The organism is Chryseomicrobium excrementi, assembly GCF_002798305.1.
In the GTDB taxonomy this organism is placed as follows: Bacteria; Bacillota; Bacilli; order Bacillales_A; family Planococcaceae; genus Chryseomicrobium; species Chryseomicrobium excrementi.
Window position 1 is genome coordinate 89,224 of the sequence record NZ_PCGR01000002.1, and the last position, 20,713, is coordinate 109,936.

28 protein-coding genes are annotated in these 20,713 nt (G+C 44.3%); 22 read left to right on the top strand and 6 right to left on the bottom strand.

The genetic code is table 11. The annotated features are described in order from the left end of the window. Positions 1-91: 91 nt before the first annotated feature. From CQS04_RS05015 to arsC, 9 genes are all read left to right on the top strand, one after another. Complete coding sequence (locus tag CQS04_RS05015) at positions 92-739, top strand: class I SAM-dependent DNA methyltransferase (RefSeq protein ID WP_100353091.1); 648 nt, start codon at positions 92-94, stop codon at positions 737-739. Then, positions 736-1,212, top strand: coding sequence for an S-ribosylhomocysteine lyase (locus CQS04_RS05020; protein ID WP_100353092.1), 477 nt, complete (start codon positions 736-738; stop codon positions 1,210-1,212). The genes CQS04_RS05015 and CQS04_RS05020 overlap by 4 nt, the downstream gene beginning before the upstream one ends. Next, a complete protein-coding gene (locus tag CQS04_RS05025; protein WP_100353093.1) occupies positions 1,209-2,147 on the top strand; it encodes a PLP-dependent cysteine synthase family protein in 939 nt (312 codons plus the stop codon). Before CQS04_RS05020 ends, CQS04_RS05025 begins: the two co-directional genes overlap by 4 nt. Next, positions 2,140-3,273: a bifunctional cystathionine gamma-lyase/homocysteine desulfhydrase gene (locus CQS04_RS05030; RefSeq protein WP_100353094.1), complete on the top strand. Its 1,134-nt coding sequence runs from the start codon at positions 2,140-2,142 to the stop codon at positions 3,271-3,273. Before CQS04_RS05025 ends, CQS04_RS05030 begins: the two co-directional genes overlap by 8 nt. A 252-nt stretch (positions 3,274-3,525) precedes the next feature. Further along, the gene (locus tag CQS04_RS05040; RefSeq protein WP_100353096.1) at positions 3,526-3,870 is read left to right on the top strand and encodes a zinc ribbon domain-containing protein YjdM; all 345 of its coding nucleotides are present in this window, start codon (positions 3,526-3,528) and stop codon (positions 3,868-3,870) included. Between the two features lie 18 nt (positions 3,871-3,888). Continuing rightward, the gene (locus CQS04_RS05045) at positions 3,889-4,848 is read left to right on the top strand and encodes a Gfo/Idh/MocA family protein (RefSeq protein ID WP_100353097.1); all 960 of its coding nucleotides are present in this window, start codon (positions 3,889-3,891) and stop codon (positions 4,846-4,848) included. Between the two features lie 197 nt (positions 4,849-5,045). After that, positions 5,046-5,396: an ArsR/SmtB family transcription factor gene (locus CQS04_RS05050; RefSeq protein WP_100353098.1), complete on the top strand. Its 351-nt coding sequence runs from the start codon at positions 5,046-5,048 to the stop codon at positions 5,394-5,396. Positions 5,397-5,412: 16 nt separating this feature from the next. Continuing rightward, positions 5,413-6,711, top strand: coding sequence for an arsenic transporter (locus CQS04_RS05055; RefSeq protein WP_100353099.1), 1,299 nt, complete (start codon positions 5,413-5,415; stop codon positions 6,709-6,711). A gap of 15 nt (positions 6,712-6,726) precedes the next feature. Next, positions 6,727-7,149 carry an arsenate reductase (thioredoxin) gene (arsC, locus tag CQS04_RS05060; protein ID WP_100353100.1) on the top strand — a complete coding sequence of 141 codons (423 nt, stop codon included), beginning with the start codon at positions 6,727-6,729 and terminating at the stop codon, positions 7,147-7,149. 39 nt (positions 7,150-7,188) lie between these two features. Here arsC and CQS04_RS05065 read toward each other — a convergent pair whose 3' ends face one another. Then, a complete protein-coding gene (locus CQS04_RS05065; RefSeq protein ID WP_165775462.1) occupies positions 7,189-7,731 on the bottom strand; it encodes a recombinase family protein in 543 nt (180 codons plus the stop codon). Positions 7,732-7,843: 112 nt separating this feature from the next. Between CQS04_RS05065 and CQS04_RS05070 the strand changes: the two genes are divergently transcribed. The 6 genes from CQS04_RS05070 to CQS04_RS13725 all read left to right on the top strand — a co-directional run bounded on the left by CQS04_RS05070 (position 7,844) and on the right by CQS04_RS13725 (position 12,515). After that, positions 7,844-9,307, top strand: coding sequence for a SulP family inorganic anion transporter (locus CQS04_RS05070; protein ID WP_100353102.1), 1,464 nt, complete (start codon positions 7,844-7,846; stop codon positions 9,305-9,307). A gap of 18 nt (positions 9,308-9,325) precedes the next feature. Then, positions 9,326-9,742 carry a universal stress protein gene (locus CQS04_RS05075; protein WP_100353103.1) on the top strand — a complete coding sequence of 139 codons (417 nt, stop codon included), beginning with the start codon at positions 9,326-9,328 and terminating at the stop codon, positions 9,740-9,742. Positions 9,743-9,844: 102 nt separating this feature from the next. Continuing rightward, on the top strand, positions 9,845-10,168 hold the full coding sequence (locus tag CQS04_RS05080; RefSeq protein WP_100353104.1) for a PadR family transcriptional regulator: 324 nt from the start codon (positions 9,845-9,847) through the stop codon (positions 10,166-10,168). Further along, positions 10,165-11,277 carry a DUF2812 domain-containing protein gene (locus CQS04_RS05085; RefSeq protein WP_100353105.1) on the top strand — a complete coding sequence of 371 codons (1,113 nt, stop codon included), beginning with the start codon at positions 10,165-10,167 and terminating at the stop codon, positions 11,275-11,277. The genes CQS04_RS05080 and CQS04_RS05085 overlap by 4 nt, the downstream gene beginning before the upstream one ends. Continuing rightward, positions 11,277-12,290 (top strand): S66 family peptidase, encoded by a 1,014-nt coding sequence (locus CQS04_RS05090; protein ID WP_100353106.1) that lies wholly within the window; start codon positions 11,277-11,279, stop codon positions 12,288-12,290. The genes CQS04_RS05085 and CQS04_RS05090 overlap by 1 nt, the downstream gene beginning before the upstream one ends. A gap of 81 nt (positions 12,291-12,371) precedes the next feature. Beyond that, positions 12,372-12,515, top strand: coding sequence for a hypothetical protein (locus tag CQS04_RS13725; protein WP_165775463.1), 144 nt, complete (start codon positions 12,372-12,374; stop codon positions 12,513-12,515). Between the two features lie 59 nt (positions 12,516-12,574). Here the strand turns inward: CQS04_RS13725 and CQS04_RS05095 are convergent, their stop codons facing one another. The 5 genes from CQS04_RS05095 to CQS04_RS05115 all read right to left on the bottom strand — a co-directional run bounded on the left by CQS04_RS05095 (position 12,575) and on the right by CQS04_RS05115 (position 15,002). Beyond that, positions 12,575-13,123, bottom strand: coding sequence for a flavodoxin family protein (locus CQS04_RS05095; protein WP_100353107.1), 549 nt, complete (start codon positions 13,121-13,123; stop codon positions 12,575-12,577). A 105-nt stretch (positions 13,124-13,228) separates the two neighbouring features. Further along, positions 13,229-13,798, bottom strand: a complete 570-nt coding sequence (locus CQS04_RS05100) for a GrpB family protein (RefSeq protein WP_100353108.1) — start codon at positions 13,796-13,798, stop codon at positions 13,229-13,231. Between the two features lie 21 nt (positions 13,799-13,819). Further along, the gene (locus tag CQS04_RS05105; RefSeq protein WP_100353109.1) at positions 13,820-14,278 is read right to left on the bottom strand and encodes a DinB family protein; all 459 of its coding nucleotides are present in this window, start codon (positions 14,276-14,278) and stop codon (positions 13,820-13,822) included. Next, positions 14,271-14,501, bottom strand: coding sequence for a helix-turn-helix domain-containing protein (locus tag CQS04_RS05110; RefSeq protein ID WP_094944621.1), 231 nt, complete (start codon positions 14,499-14,501; stop codon positions 14,271-14,273). Before CQS04_RS05110 ends, CQS04_RS05105 begins: the two co-directional genes overlap by 8 nt. A 9-nt stretch (positions 14,502-14,510) precedes the next feature. Next, positions 14,511-15,002 (bottom strand): DUF2975 domain-containing protein, encoded by a 492-nt coding sequence (locus CQS04_RS05115; protein WP_100353110.1) that lies wholly within the window; start codon positions 15,000-15,002, stop codon positions 14,511-14,513. A 180-nt stretch (positions 15,003-15,182) separates the two neighbouring features. On the opposite strand from CQS04_RS05115, the gene CQS04_RS05120 reads away from it, so the two are divergent. From CQS04_RS05120 to CQS04_RS05155, 7 genes are all read left to right on the top strand, one after another. Then, positions 15,183-16,124: a sensor domain-containing diguanylate cyclase gene (locus CQS04_RS05120; RefSeq protein WP_100353111.1), complete on the top strand. Its 942-nt coding sequence runs from the start codon at positions 15,183-15,185 to the stop codon at positions 16,122-16,124. 23 nt (positions 16,125-16,147) lie between these two features. Beyond that, complete coding sequence (locus tag CQS04_RS05125; RefSeq protein ID WP_100353112.1) at positions 16,148-16,516, top strand: hypothetical protein; 369 nt, start codon at positions 16,148-16,150, stop codon at positions 16,514-16,516. Between the two features lie 281 nt (positions 16,517-16,797). Further along, positions 16,798-17,265 carry a DUF2691 family protein gene (locus CQS04_RS05130; RefSeq protein WP_100353113.1) on the top strand — a complete coding sequence of 156 codons (468 nt, stop codon included), beginning with the start codon at positions 16,798-16,800 and terminating at the stop codon, positions 17,263-17,265. Positions 17,266-17,638: 373 nt separating this feature from the next. Next, positions 17,639-17,965, top strand: coding sequence for a hypothetical protein (locus CQS04_RS05140; RefSeq protein ID WP_100353115.1), 327 nt, complete (start codon positions 17,639-17,641; stop codon positions 17,963-17,965). A 410-nt stretch (positions 17,966-18,375) separates the two neighbouring features. Continuing rightward, complete coding sequence (locus tag CQS04_RS05145; protein ID WP_100353116.1) at positions 18,376-19,131, top strand: GTP cyclohydrolase II; 756 nt, start codon at positions 18,376-18,378, stop codon at positions 19,129-19,131. Beyond that, the gene (ribD, locus tag CQS04_RS05150) at positions 19,124-20,218 is read left to right on the top strand and encodes a bifunctional diaminohydroxyphosphoribosylaminopyrimidine deaminase/5-amino-6-(5-phosphoribosylamino)uracil reductase RibD (protein ID WP_100353117.1); all 1,095 of its coding nucleotides are present in this window, start codon (positions 19,124-19,126) and stop codon (positions 20,216-20,218) included. Before CQS04_RS05145 ends, ribD begins: the two co-directional genes overlap by 8 nt. Before the next feature lie 12 nt (positions 20,219-20,230). After that, positions 20,231-20,713: 5' nucleotidase, NT5C type (locus CQS04_RS05155; RefSeq protein WP_100353118.1), on the top strand; the 483-nt coding region annotated here is incomplete at its 3' end.

The window sequence follows — 20,713 nt, forward strand, 5'->3', positions numbered from 1 at the left end:
ACGTTTCACTTTTCAATTTTAAAAACATATGTTATAAATATCCTTAGTATTCGACTAGGATTAATTATATTTAGAATGAGAGGAAAAAAACGTGGGTAAAGAATTTTTACACATCTTTGATGAGTGGGCAGAGCAGTACGATGCAAGTGTCAGTGGCCAAGATCCTCAATATGCGGATGTGTTTGAACGATATGAAGAGATTTTAGAGGCTGTGGCAACTCGAGTTTTTGGAACTGTAATTGAGTTTGGACCTGGGACAGGCAATTTGACGAAAAGGGTTCTTATGAAAAACGTCGAAGTAATTCCAGTAGAACCTCATGACAAGATGCGTGAACTATTCGCAGAGCGTTTTGCTGAACTTCCTGTTCAAGCAGGAGACTTGATTGACTTTACCGCACCACAACAAGTAAATGGCTTCATCAGCAGCTACGTCTTCCACCACTTGACTGACGAAGAAAAAGGTCAGGCCCTCGAAGCGTACGCGAAGCTTTTACCGCCTGGCGGGAAAGTCGTCTTTGCAGACACGGCCTTTATCACAGAGCAAGCCAAACAGGACCAGATTGCAAAAGAGAAAGCACGAGGCTTCACTGCAGTTGCCGAAGACCTGGAACGTGAGTATTACACGACGATTCCCATCTTAGAAAAGTTGTTTACAGAAGCAGGCTTCAAAGTCACGTTTACACAAATGAACGATTATGTCTGGCTCATGGATGCCACACGAGGAGGAGAAACCGCATGAAACAAATGAATGTAGAAAGCTTCAACCTAGACCACACGAAAGTAGACGCCCCTTATGTCCGTCTAGCAGGGACGAAGTCAGGACAAGCAGGAGATACAGTGCTGAAGTATGACATCCGTTTCAAGCAACCAAATGAAGAGTTCATGGAGATGAAAGGTCTTCACTCTCTTGAGCACTTGATGGCTGAGAACATCCGTAACCATACAGATAAAGTGGTGGACCTCAGCCCAATGGGGTGCCAGACAGGATTCTATCTATCTGTAATCAACCATGACAACTACGATGAAATTTTGACTGTCCTTGAAAACACGTTAGAAGACGTCTTGAAAGCGACAGAAGTGCCAGCATGTAACGTCGTGCAGTGCGGCTGGGCAGCGAATCATTCACTTGAAGGCGCGCAAGAGATTGCACGCGACATGTTAGCGAAGAAAGACGAGTGGCATATCGTATTCAAGGAAGGCGAAGAAGCATGATCTATACACACGTGCACCAGTTGATTGGGAACACACCGCTCTTTGAAATCTCACAGATCCCGGTCCCCAATCAATGTCGCATCGTGGCAAAGCTGGAATATCTAAATCCGGGAGGCAGTGTCAAGGACCGTCTTGGCATTGCCTTATTGCGTGATGCGGAAAAACGAGGCGAACTGAAGCCAGGTGGAACGGTCATCGAACCGACGGCAGGTAACACTGGTATCGGGCTCGCACTCGCAGCAATCGGACGAGGCTACCGAGTCATCTGTGTTGTACCGGAGAAGTTCAGTATCGAGAAGCAAAAGCTGATGAAAGCTTTAGGAGCGGAGCTCGTAAATACTCCGACCTCTGAAGGGATGAAAGGCGCTATTGCAAAGGCCCATTCACTCGCTAAAGAGATTCCGAACAGTTTTGTTCCAGGTCAATTCGAGAATCCGGCTAACCCTGGTGCCTATGTCGACACGCTGGGCCCGGAAATCTACCAAGCACTTGAAGGGAATCTTACTGCGTTTGTAGCAGGAGGAGGTTCAGGTGGAACGTTTATGGGAGTCGCCACGTATTTGAAGCAGCAAGACCCGAGCATTCGTACCGTCATCGTTGAGCCTGAAGGTTCGATTCTAAACGGTGGGGAAAGTGGTCCTCATGACACGGAAGGCATCGGCATGGAATTTCTACCGCCTTTCATGAAGAAAGAATTGATGGAAGGCATTCACACCATCACGGACAAAGAAGCATTCTACTGGATGCGCGAGTTAGCGAAACGAGAAGGACTGCTCGTCGGTTCCTCTGCAGGGGCAGCATTTGCGGCAGCCCTGAAAGAAGCGGAAACGTTACCAGCAGGAAGTGTCATTGCCACCGTATTTGCCGATTCAAGTGAACGTTATTTAAGTAAAGATGTATACGAACTATGGAAAGAGGAGGATTCACATGCGTGAAAAAACGAAGTTGATCCATGCAGGAATCGTAGGAGACGCCACAACAGGAGCCGTCTCAACACCTATCTATCAAGTGAGCACTTATAAACAAGAGGCCGTCGGCAAATTCAACGGCTACGAATATTCTCGGACAGGAAACCCGACGCGCCACGCGCTTGAAGTACTGATCAAAGATTTAGAGAGCGGGCACGCAGGATTTGCGTTCGGTTCAGGAATGGCGGCTATCACTTCTGTAATGATGCTGTTCTCTTCAGGAGACCACATCGTCGCAACAGATGACGTCTACGGCGGAACTTACCGCGTATTGACGAAAGTGTTAAACCGATTTGGTTTAGATGTAACCTTTGTAGATACATCTTCTTTAGAAGCAGTAGAAGCGGCTATTCAGCCGAACACGAAGGCACTATTCATTGAGACACCGACAAACCCGTTATTGAAAGTCTCAGATGTAACTGCATTGACGGAACTGGCGAAGTCGAAAGGCTTGTTGACGATTGTCGACAACACGTTCATGACACCTTATTTGCAGAAGCCTTTAGAGTTAGGCGCGGACATCGTACTTCATAGTGCGACGAAGTATTTGGGTGGACACAGTGACGTTGTGGCGGGTCTTGTCGTCGTGAATTCCGAGCAACTGGCGACTGACATGCACTTCGTGCAGAACTCAGTTGGAGCGGTGTTGGGGCCACAAGACTCGTGGCTATTGATTCGCGGGATCAAGACACTAGGTCTTCGTATAGAAGAGCACATCACGAGTGCACAAAAGATTGCCGAGTATCTAGATGCACACGACAAAGTAGGGAAGGTCTACTACCCAGGGCTTGCTGCACATCCAGGCCGTAACGTCATGGAGAAGCAGTCTCGCGGATTTGGTGGAATGATTTCGTTTGATGTCGGTTCCGCAGAAAAAGCAGACGAGGTCCTAGCGAAACTTCGCTACTTCACATTGGCGGAGAGTCTAGGGGCGGTCGAAAGCTTGATCTCTGTACCAGCTCGTATGACGCATGCTTCGATCCCTTCAGAACGCCGTGCAGAGCTTGGCATTGTGGACGGATTGGTGCGAATCAGTGTCGGGATTGAAGATGTAGAAGATTTACTAGAGGATTTGGAGCAAGCTTTAGCTTAAATCTAGTTGGAGGAGCCGCGATTGCGGCTTTTTTTTCTGTTTGAGGGCGAAAAGAAACAAACGGGCAGGCTAAGGGCACAAATAGGAGAGCAAGGGAAACAAAAGTGTGAGCTAAGGGCACAAACCAGTGGGCTAAGGGCACAAAACCTAAACTCACTCTCTTCATTTCCGTGGACAAGCCAACTGACACATCTTCCGAAGACCACCTCATAATGCTACACTTAGGGAAACGAAACAAAAGGAGCTCACACCATGACAACAACTCTTCCCGCGTGTCCAAAATGCCAATCTCCCTATACATACGAAGACGGGGATATGCTAGTATGCCCAGAATGTGCCCATGAATGGTCACCAACTGAGGCGCCAGTTTCTACCGAACAAGGAATCGTCGCAAAAGATGCAAACGGCAATCTGTTAGCTGATGGGGATGCTGTCACCGTCATTAAGGACTTGAAAGTCAAAGGCAGCTCTTCTGTCTTAAAGCAGGGAACGAAAGTGAAATCGATTCGCTTGGTGGAAGGTGACCATAACATTGACTGCAAGATCGATGGCTTTGGTGCCATGAAATTAAAGTCGGAATTCGTCAAAAAACTGTAGAGTAAGGGGATAAACCAAATGACCACACCTTTAAAAATCGGTGTCATCGGTACTGGTATGATGGCCGAGCGTATGATGAATAGCTTTGAGAACCATCCAAAACTTCAGATTACAGGAATCTGTGATGTGAACGAAGAGCGAGTCAACGAATTAGCAGTTCAGTTCCAAACAACTGCATACACGCATTACCAAGACCTACTTGATAATGAGACTCTCGATATCGTCTACGTGGCAGTCCCTCCAAAGTGGCACCATGAAGTGGCAATTGCAGTCCTTGAAAAGGGGATTCATATTCTTTGCGAGAAGCCACTGGCGAACTCTGTAGACGAAGCAGCCGAACTGCTCGCTCTTTCAAAAGAAAAGGGAGTCGTGAACGCGATGAACTTCCCGCTCAATTACGAAGAAGGCACTCGTGCGTTTGAGAAGCTTATGCATGAAGGTTATGTGGGTAAGCTACGACGCGTCGAGCTTCGCATGGAGTTTCCGAAATGGCCACGTCCTCGCCAACAGAACAGCTGGATCAGTACACGTGAGCAAGGCGGCTTTGTGTTTGAAGTGGCAGGGCACCTTGTCCAGCAGATCCTTCGCACATTTGGGCCGATTACACAAGTGGTCTCTGATTTAGAGTTACCAGAAGATCCGACGAAGTCTGAGACGGGAATTTTCGCTACGATGACTCTCGAAAAAGGAGCAAACGTCTACTTCAATGGCATCACTAACACGGCGGGCACGCATAGCCAAGACATTGAGCTGACGGCTTACGGAACAGAAGGCACGGTGAAGCTCTCGAACTACTCCAACCTGTCAGCAGGAAAGGTGGGAGAAGAGATGACCATAATCCCACTCGACCAGCAGGTCCGAACAGAAGAGCTGATCGATGCATTTGTGTCGGCAGTAGAAGGTAAGGAAGCCGAACTGTACGACTTCCAAGTAGGCTATGATGTACAAGTAATACTTGAAAAATTACGGAAAATTTAGGTGGGATTTGAGTGCAGTGGAACTTCGCTGCACTCTATTTTTTTCACTATTTCTACCTATATATACATTTCTGAAATTCAGGACTTGAAAATTTGAGAAAATAAGCGCACTATAATATGGAATCATAAAGAATTCAAATAACAATTGACTTATATAATAAAACGATTATATAATCATCGATAGATGGAGGTACTTCTATGCAAACTATTCACCATCACTTATCCATTGACCATATGTCTCAACTTCTAAAACTCATCAGCGATCCAACTCGCCTTACAATGTTAAAGGTGATGCAGTCATTTGAATGCTGCGTCTGTGAATTCGTTGAAATGTTCGATATCAGCCAACCGGCAATCAGTCAGCATTTGAAGAAGTTGAAAGACGGAGGCATTGTGCAAGAGAAGCGTAATGGCCACTGGATTTTCTACTCTTTGAATCCGAACTATCCGCATGCGGAAATGTTGGAGACTGTGCTTGATGCAGTAGTAGAGCAAAGTGGTCGCATTGAAGAATTGACCAAAAACGGTCTACGTGTCAGCTGCAACTAGAGAGGAGTCTGGAACTTTGTTTGAAGTCTTAGCAGCAGCGTCCATCTTTTTGGTGACGCTGCTTTTTGTTATTTGGCAGCCTAAGGGCTTGTCAATCGGATGGTCTGCCACTGCAGGTGCCGTCCTTGCTTTACTCGTCGGTGTCGTCGACTTTGGTGACGTCCAAGATGTGACGTCCATTGTCTGGAATGCCACACTGACGTTTGTTGCGCTCATCTTGATCTCCCTTGTACTCGATGAAATCGGGTTCTTCGAATGGGCAGCCTTACATATGGCGCGCATCGCAGGTGGGAATGGACTGCGCATGTTTATTTATGTCATCTTACTTGGTGCCATCGTCGCAGCACTTTTCGCAAATGACGGAGCGGCGTTAATTCTAACTCCAATCGTACTAGCGATGGTACGGAACTTGAAGTTTGAAGAGAAAATGATCTTCCCGTTCATTATTGCAAGTGGATTTATTGCGGATACGACGTCGTTGCCACTTGTCATCAGTAACCTAGTGAACATCGTCTCTGCAGATTTCTTTGGAATCGGTTTTATCGAATATGCGAGCCGCATGATTGTCCCGAACTTCTTCTCGCTTGGGGCGAGTATTTTAGTATTGTATCTGTTCTTCCGTAAAAGTTTACCAAAGAACTACAATGTATCCGATTTGAAGCAGCCGGTAGAGGCCATCAAAGACAACCGGATGTTCCAGATTTCTTGGGTTGTTTTGGCCGTGCTATTAGTCGGTTACTTTGCGAGTGAACCTTTACACATTCCGGTATCATTTATCGCAGGGATTGTAGCTATCGTCTTCTTGGCTCTAGCTCGTCGCAGTCCAGCTGTCCATACAAAAGCGGTCATCAAAGGCGCACCGTGGGCTATCGTATTCTTCTCCATTGGGATGTATGTAGTCGTATATGGACTTCGAAATGCCGGTCTAACAGCTGTATTAACGGACGTCATCCAATGGACAGCGGACCAAGGCCTGTTTGCGGCGACGATTGGAATGGGCTTTATTGCGGCCGTCTTATCGTCTGTAATGAACAACATGCCAACCGTCATGATTGATGCACTTGCTATTGCTGACACCAACACAACGGGGATTGTCCGCGAAGCACTGATCTATGCGAACGTCATCGGTTCCGACCTGGGGCCAAAGATTACGCCAATCGGTTCCCTTGCAACGCTTTTATGGCTTCATGTGTTGAGCTTGAAAGGCGTCAAGATCTCTTGGGGAACTTACTTTAAGACGGGTATCATCTTGACGATTCCGACATTGTTTATCACACTACTCGGTCTCTATATTTGGTTATTAATCATCCACTAGAAGGAGTGTTTTCAAATGGAAAAGAAAATCATCTACTTTTTATGTACAGGCAACTCATGCCGTAGCCAGATGGCAGATGGTTGGGCAAAAAAGCTTCTTGATTCGAACGAGTGGGAAGTATACAGTGCAGGAATCGAAGCACACGGTGTGAATCCAAAGGCAATCAAAGCTATGAACGAGGTAGGAATCGACATTTCGGAAAACACTTCTGACATCATTGATTCAGAGTTGTTAAATCGTGCAACAATCGCTGTAACTCTTTGTGGAGATGCAGCTGATAAATGTCCAGTGACACCATCATCGGTTCGTCGCGAACACTGGGGCTTCCCAGACCCTGCGAAAGCGACAGGGACAGACGAAGAAGTATGGGCCGTGTTCCAAGATGTGCGTGACGCTATTGGTCGTCGTATCGAAGAGTTTGCGAAAACAGGAAACTAAATAGAGCACAAAAAAAGAGAGGCCGCGGCCTCTCTTTTTTTAATAGTCTTCATTCAAATAGCGGTAGAGCGTAGATTTGCTGATATTCGTCAGCTCTTTGATTTGCTTGAGTGTGTAATCGCCACTTAGATAGAGTTCAATAGCCCGGTTCACATTGTCATCCTTTTTTCGAGGCCGTCCAGTCGTGACACCACGTTCCTTCGCTTCTTCCATTGCTGCTTTCGTCATCAAGCTTGTTGCTTGTGTTTGAAAGGTGGTTAAGAGATGAACTAGTTCGGTGAACGATTGTTTAAGTGTCTGGTCGATTTGGATGTCTTCTTCTACAAAGTAGAGGACCGCTTTCTTTTTGGTAAACCTCTCGAGAAGTGCTTGCAGTTGGTTCAATGACTGAGCAAAACAAGTGAGAGATGCTGTGTATACCTGATCACCTTCTTGTAAGCCGTCGATCATCTCTGCTAGCTGGTCATTAGAACGGTACTGTTCTTCGTAAACGATCTGATCAATTGCATAGGGGGAAAGAGCCTGTCGTTGCATAGTTCCTTCACTATCAATTGCGGTATTTCTTATATAGCCATAGTTCATGAGATTCATCCTTTCGAGAAGCTCTTACTATATCGGGTTTCAAAAGGGTTCCTTTTTGGGACTAACCGTGATAGACTGATTGAGTCTAAACAAATAGTAAGAGGTGTATACGTTGATAACTAAACTTAAGAACGAATGGTTTGGAAACATTCGTGCAGATATATTAGCTGGAATTGTAGTGGCACTTGCCCTTATTCCAGAAGCTATCGCATTTTCAATCATTGCTGGAGTGGACCCGATGGTGGGGCTCTACGCATCTTTTAGTATAGCAGTGATTATCGCATTTGTCGGCGGAAGACCGGGAATGATCTCGGCTGCAACAGGTGCTATGGCACTTTTAATGGTTCCTCTCGTACGAGATTATGGATTGGATTATTTACTTGCTGCGACCATTCTAACAGGAATCATTCAGATTGTATTTGGTGTATTGAAAGTAGCCAAACTTATGCGCTTCATTCCGCGTGCTGTGATGATTGGCTTTGTGAATGCTTTGGCCATCTTAATCTTCATGGCGCAGGTGCCGCACTTCTTAGGGATCAGTACGATGACGTATGTGTTTGTAGCAGTCACACTAGCTATCGTCTATATCTTACCGCGCTTCTTTACAGCGGTCCCCGCACCACTGATTGCGATTGTGGCCCTGACAGCGGTCGTTATCTTCTCAGGAATTGAACTTCGCACAGTAGGAGATTTAGGAACGATTTCACAGACGCTGCCAAGCTTCTTTATTCCAGATGTGCCGTTTACATTTGAAACGCTACAAATCATCTTCCCATATGCGCTCGCCCTTTCTATTGTGGGCTTACTGGAGTCGTTGTTGACGTCTCAGATTGTAGATGACATGACAGATACGGAAAGCGATAAAAATAAAGAATCTCGTGGTCAAGGGATTGCCAACTTTGTAACAGGTTTCTTTGGGGGTATGGCAGGCTGTGCAATGATCGGTCAGTCGGTCATCAATGTGAAAAGTGGAGGACGTGGGCGTCTATCGACTTTTGTAGCTGGCGCTTTACTGATGTTCTTGATCATCGTGTTGGGCGACCTGGTCGTTCAAATTCCGATGCCAGTTCTTGTCGGAATCATGATTATGGTTTCGATTGGAACATTTGATTGGGGATCGTTTACGTATATACGAAAAGCACCTCGTGCCGATGCGTTTGTCATGGTAGCTACTGTAGCCATCGTTGTCGTTACTCACGATTTGTCAAAAGGCGTACTAGCCGGAGTCTTGCTCAGTGCGATATTCTTCGTTGCGAAGATCTCGAAACTAAAAGTAGACAAGGCGATAGAGAGTGGCGTCATCCGCTACAACGTACAGGGCCAATTATTCTTTGCATCTGTTGAAGATTTCGTTGCAGGAATTGACCTGACAGAACGAGAAAGTAAGATTCATATCGATTTCACTGAATCTCACGTCTGGGACGACTCAGCTGTGGGTGCAATCGACAAGGTGGTTATGAAGCTTCGTCAAAATCAGAACGAAGTCCTCATTACAGGACTCAATTCATCCAGTCGCAAGATTGTGGACAAGCTCGCCATATACAATCAAGCAGACGCAAAACTATCTGTTCACTAGACAAAGGGGGAAATACTCATGTACTCACATATCGTGTTAGCAGCGGATGGGTCAGACAATGCTCTTCGAGCAGCCAAGCATGCCGTGGCACTTGCCAAGCTCGGTGATGGGAAGATTGAAGTGGTGTATGTAGCCGACTTTAAAAAAGCGAAGTATGAGGTGCTCCATGCGGAGAGCAATGAAGCACTTGAGTACGAAAGGCGTCAAAAGGTTCGTCCGGTGGAAGAACTTCTAATTGCGGAAGCCATCACTTATGAGGTGAAAATCCTTCACGGCGAGCCGGGACCAACGATTGTAGAATATGTGAATGAACAGGGAGCCGACCTTGTGATCATCGGGAGCCGTGGCTTGAACTCGCTACAAGAGATGGTTTTAGGGAGTGTCAGCCACAAAGTAGTGAAGAGAGTCAAAGCGCCGGTTTTAGTAGTGAAATAGAAGAGTCCTTCGGGGCTCTTTTTTTAGTTCCCAAAAATAGGTTGTCTATTATGTCGCAACGTGATATAGTCGAGATACGACATAATGAAAGTAGGTCTGGTAATGGACAAACGCATCAAACGCTACCTTCCTATGACCGAGTCCGCTTATTACATATTGCTTGCTCTCACAGAACCAAGGCATGGCTACGGCATCATCAAACAAGTCGAAGAGATGACTGCGGGACGTTTGAAACTGGGCTCAGGAACCATATACGGCACGCTTAGTAAGATGCAGGATGATGACATGATCACGGTCTATTCGGACGAGAAGCGAAAAACAATTTATGAGATCACTGACATTGGAAAACAGATTCTGCGGCTAGAGTTTGACCGCTTGGATGAGCTGCACCGAAACAAAGAGCGGTACAAGGGGGAGTTTCTATGAAAAAAGTGTTTCGGCCGTTTTGGAGTTACCGATTGCAACACACGGAAGACTGGCTTTCAAGGCAATCCGCTGAAGGCTGGCACTTAGAAGATATTCATTTGCTGACCAGGCAGTTTACATTGAAACAAGGCCAGGAGCAAAAAAAGCACTATAGGATTACCACTATCAAAAAAGGCGCAGATGCATCTTCAAGGCTTGAACAGGCTGGGTGGTCAAAAGCTGTCAGTCAAAAGAACTGGAACGTGTTAGAGGCGACAGAACCTACTTTGTATCCGGTTCGTGATCAATTACTCTTCCGCAATCAGATCCACTTCTATATCACTATGACCATCTTATTTACTTATTTGTTGATTTCTATTCCTTTTTTAATGATGGATCTGTTGCTGTCTTCAGGGGGAATGGGGAGTGGTGGGGTTGGTATCCAAGTAGGTATTTTCTTTGGGACCCTCTTTCTACTAGTTTGGATGTATACGATGTATTTGGAAAACAATGAGTTGAAGAAGCAGGAGATGCAACTTGAAGTGACACCCGGCTCTAGTGACCAACTAAAATTCAAGTGGCGCCCCTTATGGTTTTATGATCCACTTCGCACAGAACACTGGCTGGAAGAAATGGCTCAGCAGGGATTTTCGTTACGGCGCGTGCATTCATTAGGCTTCTCCTTTCAGAAAGGAACCCCGCATCACCGGGCGTATATCTGTGATTTTAACTTCCGAGTCCGTACGTCGTACTATTCTGTATTTAAAGATTTCGGGTGGACACTGCATCATACATCTTCTCTTAGTTTTTTAAACACAACCATCTGGTCTATGGAATATGCGGAAGGTGAGGAAAAGCCTACTGCTGGTTATGAAAAGTCGAATCGATTAAAGCGTTTGAATAAAACTTATGCGATGAATTTTATGTGGGGGATTTATTTCTCTGTCATGATGGTTTACTTATTTCAAATGAACTTTTCTCAGATGCCTGAGAGAAATCAGGGAGATCCTATTTCAGGTGTCTTGGTGGGATTGCTTTTATTTATGACACTGCTTTGGATAGTGACAGTTATCCGAATCGCCATCAGCTATTTCCGTTATCGTAAGACCATCCTAGGAGGAGATTCGTGATGATTCGCTATCCACAACTGAAAGAGCGCGCGACAATTGGTGTCACCGCACCGTCGTCTGGGGTCAGAAAGGAACTGCATCACCTTCTCACAAAAGCTAAAGAGCGGTTTGAGAGAGAAGGGCATGTGTTAGTGATTGGAGATACAGTTTGGACACAGGATAAGGCGAAGTCTGCGCCAGCAATGCAGCGAGCTATTGAATTCACTTCCATGATGCAAAATCCTGTAATCGATATGGTGCTTCCACCTTGGGGTGGCGAGCTATTGATTGAGATTCTGGAACACCTGGATTTCGACCTGCTCTCAGAGAAATGGGTGCTTGGCTATTCAGACACAAGCTTACTGTTGTTTGCGATGACGCTGAAGACAGGAATTGCAACTGCTCACGGAGCGAACTTGGTGGATTTACGAGGAGAGGCTTCAGACGATACAACGGCACTGTGGAAACACGTGTTGATGACGCAAGCAGGAGATTCAGTAGAGCAGCATTCTTCAGCTAAGTATCAAAGAGAATGGAGTCACGAAAATCCAACGCCAATCATATTTCATCTGACGGAGCAGACTGACTGGAAGACGGTCTCAAATGCTCCTGAACAGGTGAGTGGTCGTTTACTTGGTGGCTGTATCGATATTATCCGAAATGTTGTGGGAACACCATTTGGGGATGTAGCGACTTTCCAAAAAGAGTATCTGCAAGATGAACCGATCCTCTGGTACTTCGAGAACTGTGATATGGAGACGACGGATCTGCGTCGTGCCCTAGTACAAATGAAACTTGCAGGTTGGTTTGCTAATTGCTCCGGCGTTCTCTTTGGACGCAGCGATGCTAATGGACCAGTTGATAACTATACAATAAAAGAGGTCTATGCCGATCTTGCAGAGGATCTTGGTTTGCCAGTCATTTATGACATTGATTGTGGGCATGTCCCGCCTCAAGTCACCTTAATCAACGGAGCTTACGCAGAAGTTGAGGTTGTTGATGGTAAGGGCAAGGTCTTGCAGAAATTTATTTAAAATATCACATCTATATGATTTTACCTGTCACCAAGTATCAGTGTATACTTATATCAAATCCGTACGACAGGAGGGTGACGCATGGAAAAAGAATCAGGTAACCAAACCGAGAATCAGCAGACACCGACGTCATCAAAATCAGTAGGTAAAGTGGTAGGAGGCTTTGCAATTGCCTTGTTATTTGCTTTGTTAGCCTTCGCTATGTTCAATTCACATCTAAACTAATATCAAAAAGGCTTGTCTCTCCGATTGGAAAGGCAAGCCTTTTGTTGTGTTGTATAGAATTAAACGTCTGAACGGATTTGTTGATTCAAAGCAGCGGCACCTGCTAATGCGCGAGCATCTTGAAGCACGTCACCTGGACGATTCCCTTCACCGATTAGATATCCTTTTAAAGGACTTCCGACAAAATCAACAATGTGATGGAACTGTTGGATCAGAGGTAACGCTTTCTGATAAGGTGAGTCTCCGCCTACGGTCACAACATAAGATTGAATTTGACTCATGCGAGCTTTGAAATCAATTTCTGGATCACGAAGACTTTCGCTCCACCGGTCAATAAAGTTCTTCATAATTCCTGACATCCCGTACCAGTAGACAGGAGTTGCGTAGATGACGATGTCGTGCTCAAGCATTTCCCTGATCAATTGTCTGTAATCATCTTGAGGCACTACAGCAAATCCATCTGGTTCATGGCGTTTGTCTTCAATCGGTACAATAGTATAGTCGCGTAAATATCTGGTCGTATGAGGAATACCTTCTAGAACTTGATTTGTTAACATTTCCGTGTTGCTCTCGACGCGTGTAGACCCGTTTAGTACAAAAACCTTCATGGGAAAACCTCTTTTCATAATGTGTATCTTTCATCTGCTTAAAGATGACTTATCCACTATACGGTGGGTCTAAAGCGTATGCAACTATACTGATTTTATGAATTGTCAACTGATTGACGGACTATCCTTTTCTGAATTCAATACAGTTTGTACAAACTTACTTTTATGTCGAGTGTAGCTCTCACGGTCATTAGAATAGAGAGTTGCCAATCGGTTTTTCAGTGCAGCATATTGTTTTGCGAGATCAGGTTCAGCAATCAAGAGATTGCGAAAATCCACCTGCTCTTTCCAACGAGAATCTGCCTTAAGTATTAGTTGAAGATGAGCCATTCGCTTATCATCTTTGACATGGACGAAAAACCTTCTCCAAGGTTGACTGTCGAGCTCTGGTGGAATGTAATTCCAGTCATGTTGTAATAGCAACGTAACAATATCATCTAAATTCTCAAAAGAAGGCGCTAGTGCTATCAAATCAATTATCGGTTTAGCAGGCATTTCCGGAATTGAGGTACTACCTACATGCTCTATAGTTCGGACTCCATATGCAGAGAGTAAATCTAATAAATCACATTTATACTGAGCACCTTTAGTTTTCCAGTTTGAGTTGTGGCTTTTGATTTCTACTTTTTCATATGCCCAGACAGGGGCATGATTATTTTTATTTTGGTTGTCCATCTGTTCACATCCTCACGTTGATTAAATGTCAACTTCCCTTGGCAACAAATCGCAATTCACAGGGGCACGTCCGATTTCTCGTGCCCATACGGACAGCTGGCCGATATGATGCACCTCATGAGTTGCAATGTGAGTCATGACTTTCGCGTGACTGAACGTACGTCCTCGCAGGTCAAGAATCGCTTGCTGGAACTCTCCTTGGCGTGCCAACCATTCCTCAGTAAGAAGACGAGTCGAATCGGCAAACGAACGGACTTCATCGAGCGACGTCACTTCTTCCATCGGCTGCACATGGATCTCGCGGCCGAGCAACTGACTGACCCAGATATGCTCGCAGTAGACGACGTGATAGAGGGTATGCAAGAACGACTGCATGCCACCGTGGCGCTTCTTCACCAATTCCTCGTGAGTCAACTCATCGCACCAGGTCAGCCACTCGTCTCGAACCTGCCAGTTGTAAGTGAATAAAGGCCTAATCATCAGAGGTTGTCTCCTTTGAATCTGGGGCGTACTCCAAGATGTCTCCAGGCTGACAATCGAGTGCCCGGCAGATTCCTTCAAGCGTCGAGAAGCGGACAGCTTTGGCTTTCCCGTTCTTTAATACGGAGAGGTTAGCCATCGTGATACCCACCTTCTCCGACAGTTCGGTTACACTCATTTTGCGTTTTGCTAACATCACATCAATATTTATAATAATCGCCATCTTCTCACCTCAAATCGTCAATTCGTTTTCAGTTTTGTACGTGATGGCTTCTTGAAGCAAAGCCTCGAGAACTGCCGCAAACACACCTACTACAATCGAAGCACCAACGATGACCATCCCGATTAACACAAGACCTGGTGCATCGTCCCACTGTGCGACCATAAATATAAACGGTAATCCTATTGTGTAAAACAAGCTGATCCAAAACGCTGACTTCTTAATCTTTCGCAGAGCTTGTACAGAAGCACTTGAGAAAGCGTCACTAGTTTCAATCAAACGGAGTAATGTATATGCTTGAAATAAAGCGATGTAATACGGGACGGCAGATAAAAGAGCTACAGTGACCAGTCCAAGTATAATGAATGGTAAGACATTTTCCCCATTCATTTGCTCAAAAGCTTCTAGCACAAGTTGAGGTAGTAAGAAAATGCAAAGTGCGGCAACGGGAAGCGCAATCGCCACTAGAGCCGCTTTTAAAAACAGAGTCGTTCCTTTTTTCATAAAGATCTCTCCTTCACAACCATTTACTAAACCAATTATAAAGTTGATGTTATCGAATATCAATAAATATATGTTTTATTTCAGTAAATAGATGTGCGAAAACTGCCGTCTTTTCAACTTTAAATCTACTTCCGATACGGTATAATAAAACTATAGTATGAAGGGAACGGGGGGATCCATATGAATTCAGTGAATCAAGACATTCCGTTTTATCGAAATTTTGACGAACTTGCAGAAGATGTGATTGATTTAGCTAAGGAAATTTTACCAGATAAGTTGATTTACCTTTCTTCATTGAGTGATTCGGAGCAAGTTATTTTAAAAGTATCAGATGAGCATGCCGACATTGCCATATCTGAAGGAATGACAGTCCCATTAGAAAATTCTGTGTGTCACCGAATTAACTTTAAAGAGCAACGTCCTTTACAGTATCCGGACGTCGAAAATGAGATGGAATCTACGCATCTGCGCAGCCTCCTACTAGATGTTAACATTAAGTCGTACCTTGGGTTGCCCATTTCTCAATTGAATGGCGAACGTTTCGGTACGCTTTGCGTAGCGGACAGTAAGGCTAGTGAGTATGATGACCATACGATAGAGTTGTTGCAACGTATTGTCCGACTGTTCACCTATTACTTGGAACTGGAAAGACGTGCATATAGAGACCCTCTAACAGACCTGTACAACCGCCATTATTTAGTCGGATTTTTCGACAAGGAACGTACAGCTCCGGGTACTTTATTTTTGTTGGATCTAGACGGATTTAAAGGCATTAATGATACGTTTGGACATGACAGAGGAGACGAAGTACTAAAAGAAGTAGCTGATCGTTTACGTCACTTTGTGGCAAAGCAAGAACAAGCTTTTGCTGTTCGGCTTGGAGGGGACGAATTCATCGTCCATCGTACAGGAGAACTTTCTGAACCAGAGCTGCTAAAACAGGCAGATGAATTATTAGACATGTTAAGCAAGTGGGAACCGGAAGAGAACCTATCCGCAAGCATGGGGATTATTGTCTACGAACTATCAAGTGATGTAAAGTTACCTGAACTACTCCGTCAAGCCGATCAAGCGCTTTATAAAGCAAAGCTTGCAGGAAAAAACCGCTATTTTTGTTGTTAGAAGCGGGAAAGAAGGATTAGTTGATGAAAGATTCCTATCAGTTTAAAACATTACTTGAAGAGCATGCAGGCCTGTACACGATTCGAGTGTACTATCAGGGTCCTCACGACCTCTATAATCAGATGATCACTAGGGCCAATCAAGATGAGGCTTACCTCTCTTACAAGCCAACGCCTAAGTTGATGAAGCTGCTTTGGCGAGAAAAGTTCTTTTTCTTTTTCGAGCAAGGAGACAACTCAAACTCGAAGTTTCCTCGGTGGAATGTTGCCAAGCTATTGAAGAATGAAGTAGAGGATGTTCAAATCGAAGATCCACGAGACCTTCCTACTCTCGAACGAGGAATCACGGAGCATCTCGAAGTCTTTGCTCGCGAAGTGGCGAAAGCTAAGTAGTTTCAAACTAAACGAAGCCCATTTATCTCAAATTGAGGTGAGTGGGTTTTTGAATTCCTATGTATAACTGAAAAATTGTACACTGGTTTAATTTTTGAATCCTATGTTTTCAGTAGATAACCTACCGGTATCTTTTGTAGAAACTAATCTCATGATGCATCCTCCGAATCAGTAAAACGTCTCTTAAGTATAACAAAAGGAAGTACATCAAATATGTTGTTCTGATGGTAAAATAAAGAAATATATGGAATGGAAATTCAGCGTAAAGGGGAAGAGAGTTTATGAAAGCAATCAAATGCGAATTGCCAAATGACTATGGATATTTTCTAAGCCCTGTAATGGATGCTTTTAATCAGGAATCCTGGACGTGGGCAATTGAGGTCAGTGAAGTCTATCAAATGGTCGATGGGAATATGAAGGATGCTTTCAGAGCACCTACAACACTCTCAAACCAGCAATTTATAAAAAGCCTTGCAGACCATCCCCACTATCTAGTATTCGCTGAATGGAAGGCCTTCCCCGACGTAGAAAGCATTCGTCCTATAACAAACTTCCAAGAATTCGTCTCGAGTGATTGTCAATTCATCATCCTAGTGGTGGATACGAGCTTCATTACTGTAATCGTGAAGGATGATAGTTTACTAGCAAACATCTACAATACCTTGCTGAAGAATGGAGCATCAAATTTAAAGTTGCTAGCTGAGTCGGAAATTGAATCTACATACTTCACAGTCTGGGGAGATTTATGAGAAAAAGTATTAAAACGTTTAGTTACATACTTATCGTTGGTTTGACTACGTGTGCTTTAGCTATTATTGTAGACATTTCAATAATGGTTTCGCGGATCGATGCCAGCTCATATGCACCGGGAGACTTAACAGATGAACAAGAGTGGTCCTCTTTCTACTTTAATAGCCATTCCATAACGATAGTTAACATCTTTATCTTTTTACTATTTCGATTTGTTGGTAAGACTCGTATTCACCCAATTGTTCAATACGGAGCCCCAATTCTTGCAATCATTATCTTTGTACTTTTTATTTACGATATAACAGTTGGCTACTCTATATGGGAGGATGTTTCCCCACAAGAATAGTTCGTTTCATACTTTAGGAGGGCACTATGAGAAAAATCATCAAATCACTCAGTTATATACTTCTAGTCAGCTTATTTACGTGGTTTTCAGTAGGATTTGCAGACTTCTTTACGGGAGGTGCTAGATTTTTTGCTGCAGAACAAGCTCCGGGAGATCTTACAGCTGAAGAAGAAAGATCTTCATTTATCATGTATCTCTATACTTTTAGTGTCATGCAAATCGTGTTCTTTCTTTTATTCAGGTTTTTAGGGAGTAGTCGCATCCACCCAATCATCCAATACGGAACACCGATTCTTGCACTACTGGTTTTTGCATTTTTTATCTATCAAATAACTATTGGGTATTCCATCTAGCACTTCTATTACTAGCAAACTCATTTTAAGAGAACGGTAAAATATGCTATTGCTTATCAGGCACTAAATTTTACCGAAGTAGTCGAACGCGTCTGAAAATATTCAAAAAATTGAAATTTTATGAATCTACTCTTATGGTTCATGACGATAAAGTAGTCGTAGAGAAGTATTGGGGAGAGGATGAGGCGACTTACGTAATGGCTCTGGATATTCAATAACAGACTGCAAATCGCTACTAGATTTGCAGTCTTTTTTTCTGTTTGTCTAAAGTTTATGTACTATCTAAAGGCCGTCGAAGCCCGTCATTACTTGAAAAATCCCAAGTTCTTTTCCTCACGGGTTTTGGATTCTTCGTGATAGAATGATGGAAAACTCATTCAAAATTCAGAACCGGAACAGGAGTGTTTGGTATGATACAAGAAAAATTAGATTCAAAAGTAGTTGCGGTATTACAGGATAAAATTCAATTAGTCCATACAGAGGAAGGGGCGCTTTACTTAGTCGGCCCGATTCGCCTGCCTGTAAATCTGTACGGAGAAACTGTCGTCTTTCAGTGGTACTGCTGGTTAAATTGCACTGAAGTGACAAAAGATGTGAGTCGCATCATTGAAAAGCTCTCTTCATCGAATTTAGCTGAACTCCAGCAATCAAGCGTCCTAGTCTATGGGGATTTCGCAAATGAAGAAGATGCTATTATCCGTATGCATTCGATTTGTCATACAGGAGACATCTTCGGAAGTAAACGATGCGACTGTGGCTATCAATTGAAAGAGTCGATGAAGATGATTGTGGATCACGGTACAGGGGCTTTGTTCTATTTGGCTAATCATGAAGGAAGAGGGATTGGTCTCTTCAGTAAAGCGATGGCCTATATTCTACAAGAAAATGGCTACGATACTGTAGATGCCAATGAAAGCTTAGGTTTTGTGGACGATTCACGGAACTATAGTGATGCCATTCAAGTCTTGAAGACACTTCGCTCTAAACCAATTCGATTGATGACGAATAATCCGAAAAAATTACATGCTCTGCTAGAAGCAGGTCTAGAAGTATCCGACCGCCAGCCGTTATGGGGAGATTTGTCCGAGTTCAATGAGAAATATCTGCAGACAAAAGTAAAACGGTCTGGCCATATCCAAGAGGAAGGAACACTCATTCATGACTGATCATACATTTTATATGGAGCTGGCGCTTAAGAATGCGCAGGCCATGAAAGGACAGACAGATCCAAACCCGTTAGTGGGCGCTGTGATCGTCAATGACAACCGAATTGTGGGAGTCGGCGCTCATTTAAAAGCAGGGGAGCCGCATGCGGAGGTCCATGCTCTTCGTATGGCCGGTGAGCATGCAAAAGGTGGCACCATCTATGTCACGCTTGAGCCGTGTTCCCATCATGGCAGAACGGGGCCGTGCGCGGAAGCCATCGTAGCAGCGGGTCTCAAACGAGTAGTCATTGCTACATTAGATCCTAATCCAGTAGTTTCAGGCAATGGCGTCAAGATCCTAGAGCAAGCAGGCATTGAAGTCATCACAGGCGTTTGTGAGGAAGAGTCTCGTCAAATGAATGAAGTATTCAACAAATTCATCACGCAAAAGACCCCGTTCATCACGATGAAATCAGGAATCACGCTAGACGGCAAGATTGCCACACATACGTCAGACAGCAAATGGATTACTTCAGAAGAATCTAGAAAAGACGCGCATCACTTGCGAAATGAGCACCGGGCCATCATGGTCGGTGTGAATACCGTGTTAAAAGATGATCCCGAATTGACGACGCGAATCCCGAACGGTCGCAATCCGATCCGTGTACTGATCGATTCCCATTTGAAGGTTCCGTTAACGGCTAAAGTGGTTGTCGACCAACAAGCAGAAACATGGATTTTCACAAGTCAAAATGCAGACCCTGACAAAGAAGCAGAACTGCAGTCTCGGGGAATCCAAGTGTTTCGGACAGACAGCTCAGAACACGTCAATGTGCAACAAGTCGTTGAAATTTTAGGCGAGCGTCTCGTCTCTTCTGTCCTCCTTGAAGGAGGCGGGACCATCAATGCGGCTTTTCTCGAACATCAGTTGATTGATAAAGTGGTTTTATACTTGGCACCGAAGCTGATTGGCGGGAAAGACGCACCTACGTTTTTAGAAGGTACTGGCTTCGCAAAAATGAATCAGGCCATTGAATTGTCCGCTACACAAATTGAGAAAATCGGTAAAGATTTTAAACTTACAGGCTACCCTATCTATCACAGCTAAAGGAGTTGCACCATGAAATTTGGTTTCGACATCGACGATACATTAATCGATTTACGCAAGCACGCGTTTAACATCTACAATCAAAAACTAGGCAAAAACGTGCCGCTCGATCAGTTCCAGAAATTAGAGCGTGTTGAAATTCATGAGCTGTTTGATCTGACGGACGAGCAAGGCGGCGAGATGTGGAAGTCGTCTTTAGAAGACATCTACTATACGGACTGCCCCGTCTATCCGAATGCTCTAGAAACATTACTTGAACTCGATCAGCAAGGTCATGAAATCTATTACATCACCGCAAGACCGAAAGAACACGGAGAACGAACAAAAGAATGGATGAAAGCACAAGGCTTCCCAGTTCAAGATGACCGTTTCTTCTATGGCATGCAAGACGGTGAAAAAATAGAAATCATTAGACGTTTAGGTCTGGATTATTACTTTGATGATAAGCCGGATGTGGTCAATACATTGCTGAAAGAAGAAAACCTTCAAGTCATT

Coding starts and splice junctions, on each gene's coding strand:
- CQS04_RS05100 (WP_100353108.1), bottom strand. CDS start 13,798: ATGGACAACCAAAATAAAAATAATCATGCCCCTGTCTGGGCATATGAA.
- CQS04_RS05040 (WP_100353096.1), top strand. CDS start 3,526: ATGACAACAACTCTTCCCGCGTGTCCAAAATGCCAATCTCCCTATACA.
- CQS04_RS05120 (WP_100353111.1), top strand. CDS start 15,183: ATGAATTCAGTGAATCAAGACATTCCGTTTTATCGAAATTTTGACGAA.
- CQS04_RS05115 (WP_100353110.1), bottom strand. CDS start 15,002: ATGAAAAAAGGAACGACTCTGTTTTTAAAAGCGGCTCTAGTGGCGATT.
- CQS04_RS05045 (WP_100353097.1), top strand. CDS start 3,889: ATGACCACACCTTTAAAAATCGGTGTCATCGGTACTGGTATGATGGCC.
- CQS04_RS05085 (WP_100353105.1), top strand. CDS start 10,165: ATGAAAAAAGTGTTTCGGCCGTTTTGGAGTTACCGATTGCAACACACG.
- CQS04_RS05030 (WP_100353094.1), top strand. CDS start 2,140: ATGCGTGAAAAAACGAAGTTGATCCATGCAGGAATCGTAGGAGACGCC.
- CQS04_RS05020 (WP_100353092.1), top strand. CDS start 736: ATGAAACAAATGAATGTAGAAAGCTTCAACCTAGACCACACGAAAGTA.
- CQS04_RS05145 (WP_100353116.1), top strand. CDS start 18,376: ATGATACAAGAAAAATTAGATTCAAAAGTAGTTGCGGTATTACAGGAT.
- CQS04_RS05080 (WP_100353104.1), top strand. CDS start 9,845: ATGGACAAACGCATCAAACGCTACCTTCCTATGACCGAGTCCGCTTAT.
- CQS04_RS05140 (WP_100353115.1), top strand. CDS start 17,639: ATGAGAAAAATCATCAAATCACTCAGTTATATACTTCTAGTCAGCTTA.
- CQS04_RS05095 (WP_100353107.1), bottom strand. CDS start 13,123: ATGAAGGTTTTTGTACTAAACGGGTCTACACGCGTCGAGAGCAACACG.
- arsC (WP_100353100.1), top strand. CDS start 6,727: ATGGAAAAGAAAATCATCTACTTTTTATGTACAGGCAACTCATGCCGT.
- CQS04_RS05105 (WP_100353109.1), bottom strand. CDS start 14,278: ATGATTAGGCCTTTATTCACTTACAACTGGCAGGTTCGAGACGAGTGG.
- CQS04_RS05125 (WP_100353112.1), top strand. CDS start 16,148: ATGAAAGATTCCTATCAGTTTAAAACATTACTTGAAGAGCATGCAGGC.
- CQS04_RS05075 (WP_100353103.1), top strand. CDS start 9,326: ATGTACTCACATATCGTGTTAGCAGCGGATGGGTCAGACAATGCTCTT.
- CQS04_RS05110 (WP_094944621.1), bottom strand. CDS start 14,501: ATGGCGATTATTATAAATATTGATGTGATGTTAGCAAAACGCAAAATG.
- CQS04_RS05025 (WP_100353093.1), top strand. CDS start 1,209: ATGATCTATACACACGTGCACCAGTTGATTGGGAACACACCGCTCTTT.
- CQS04_RS05090 (WP_100353106.1), top strand. CDS start 11,277: ATGATTCGCTATCCACAACTGAAAGAGCGCGCGACAATTGGTGTCACC.
- CQS04_RS05130 (WP_100353113.1), top strand. CDS start 16,798: ATGAAAGCAATCAAATGCGAATTGCCAAATGACTATGGATATTTTCTA.
- CQS04_RS05065 (WP_165775462.1), bottom strand. CDS start 7,731: ATGAACTATGGCTATATAAGAAATACCGCAATTGATAGTGAAGGAACT.
- CQS04_RS13725 (WP_165775463.1), top strand. CDS start 12,372: ATGGAAAAAGAATCAGGTAACCAAACCGAGAATCAGCAGACACCGACG.
- CQS04_RS05050 (WP_100353098.1), top strand. CDS start 5,046: ATGCAAACTATTCACCATCACTTATCCATTGACCATATGTCTCAACTT.
- ribD (WP_100353117.1), top strand. CDS start 19,124: ATGACTGATCATACATTTTATATGGAGCTGGCGCTTAAGAATGCGCAG.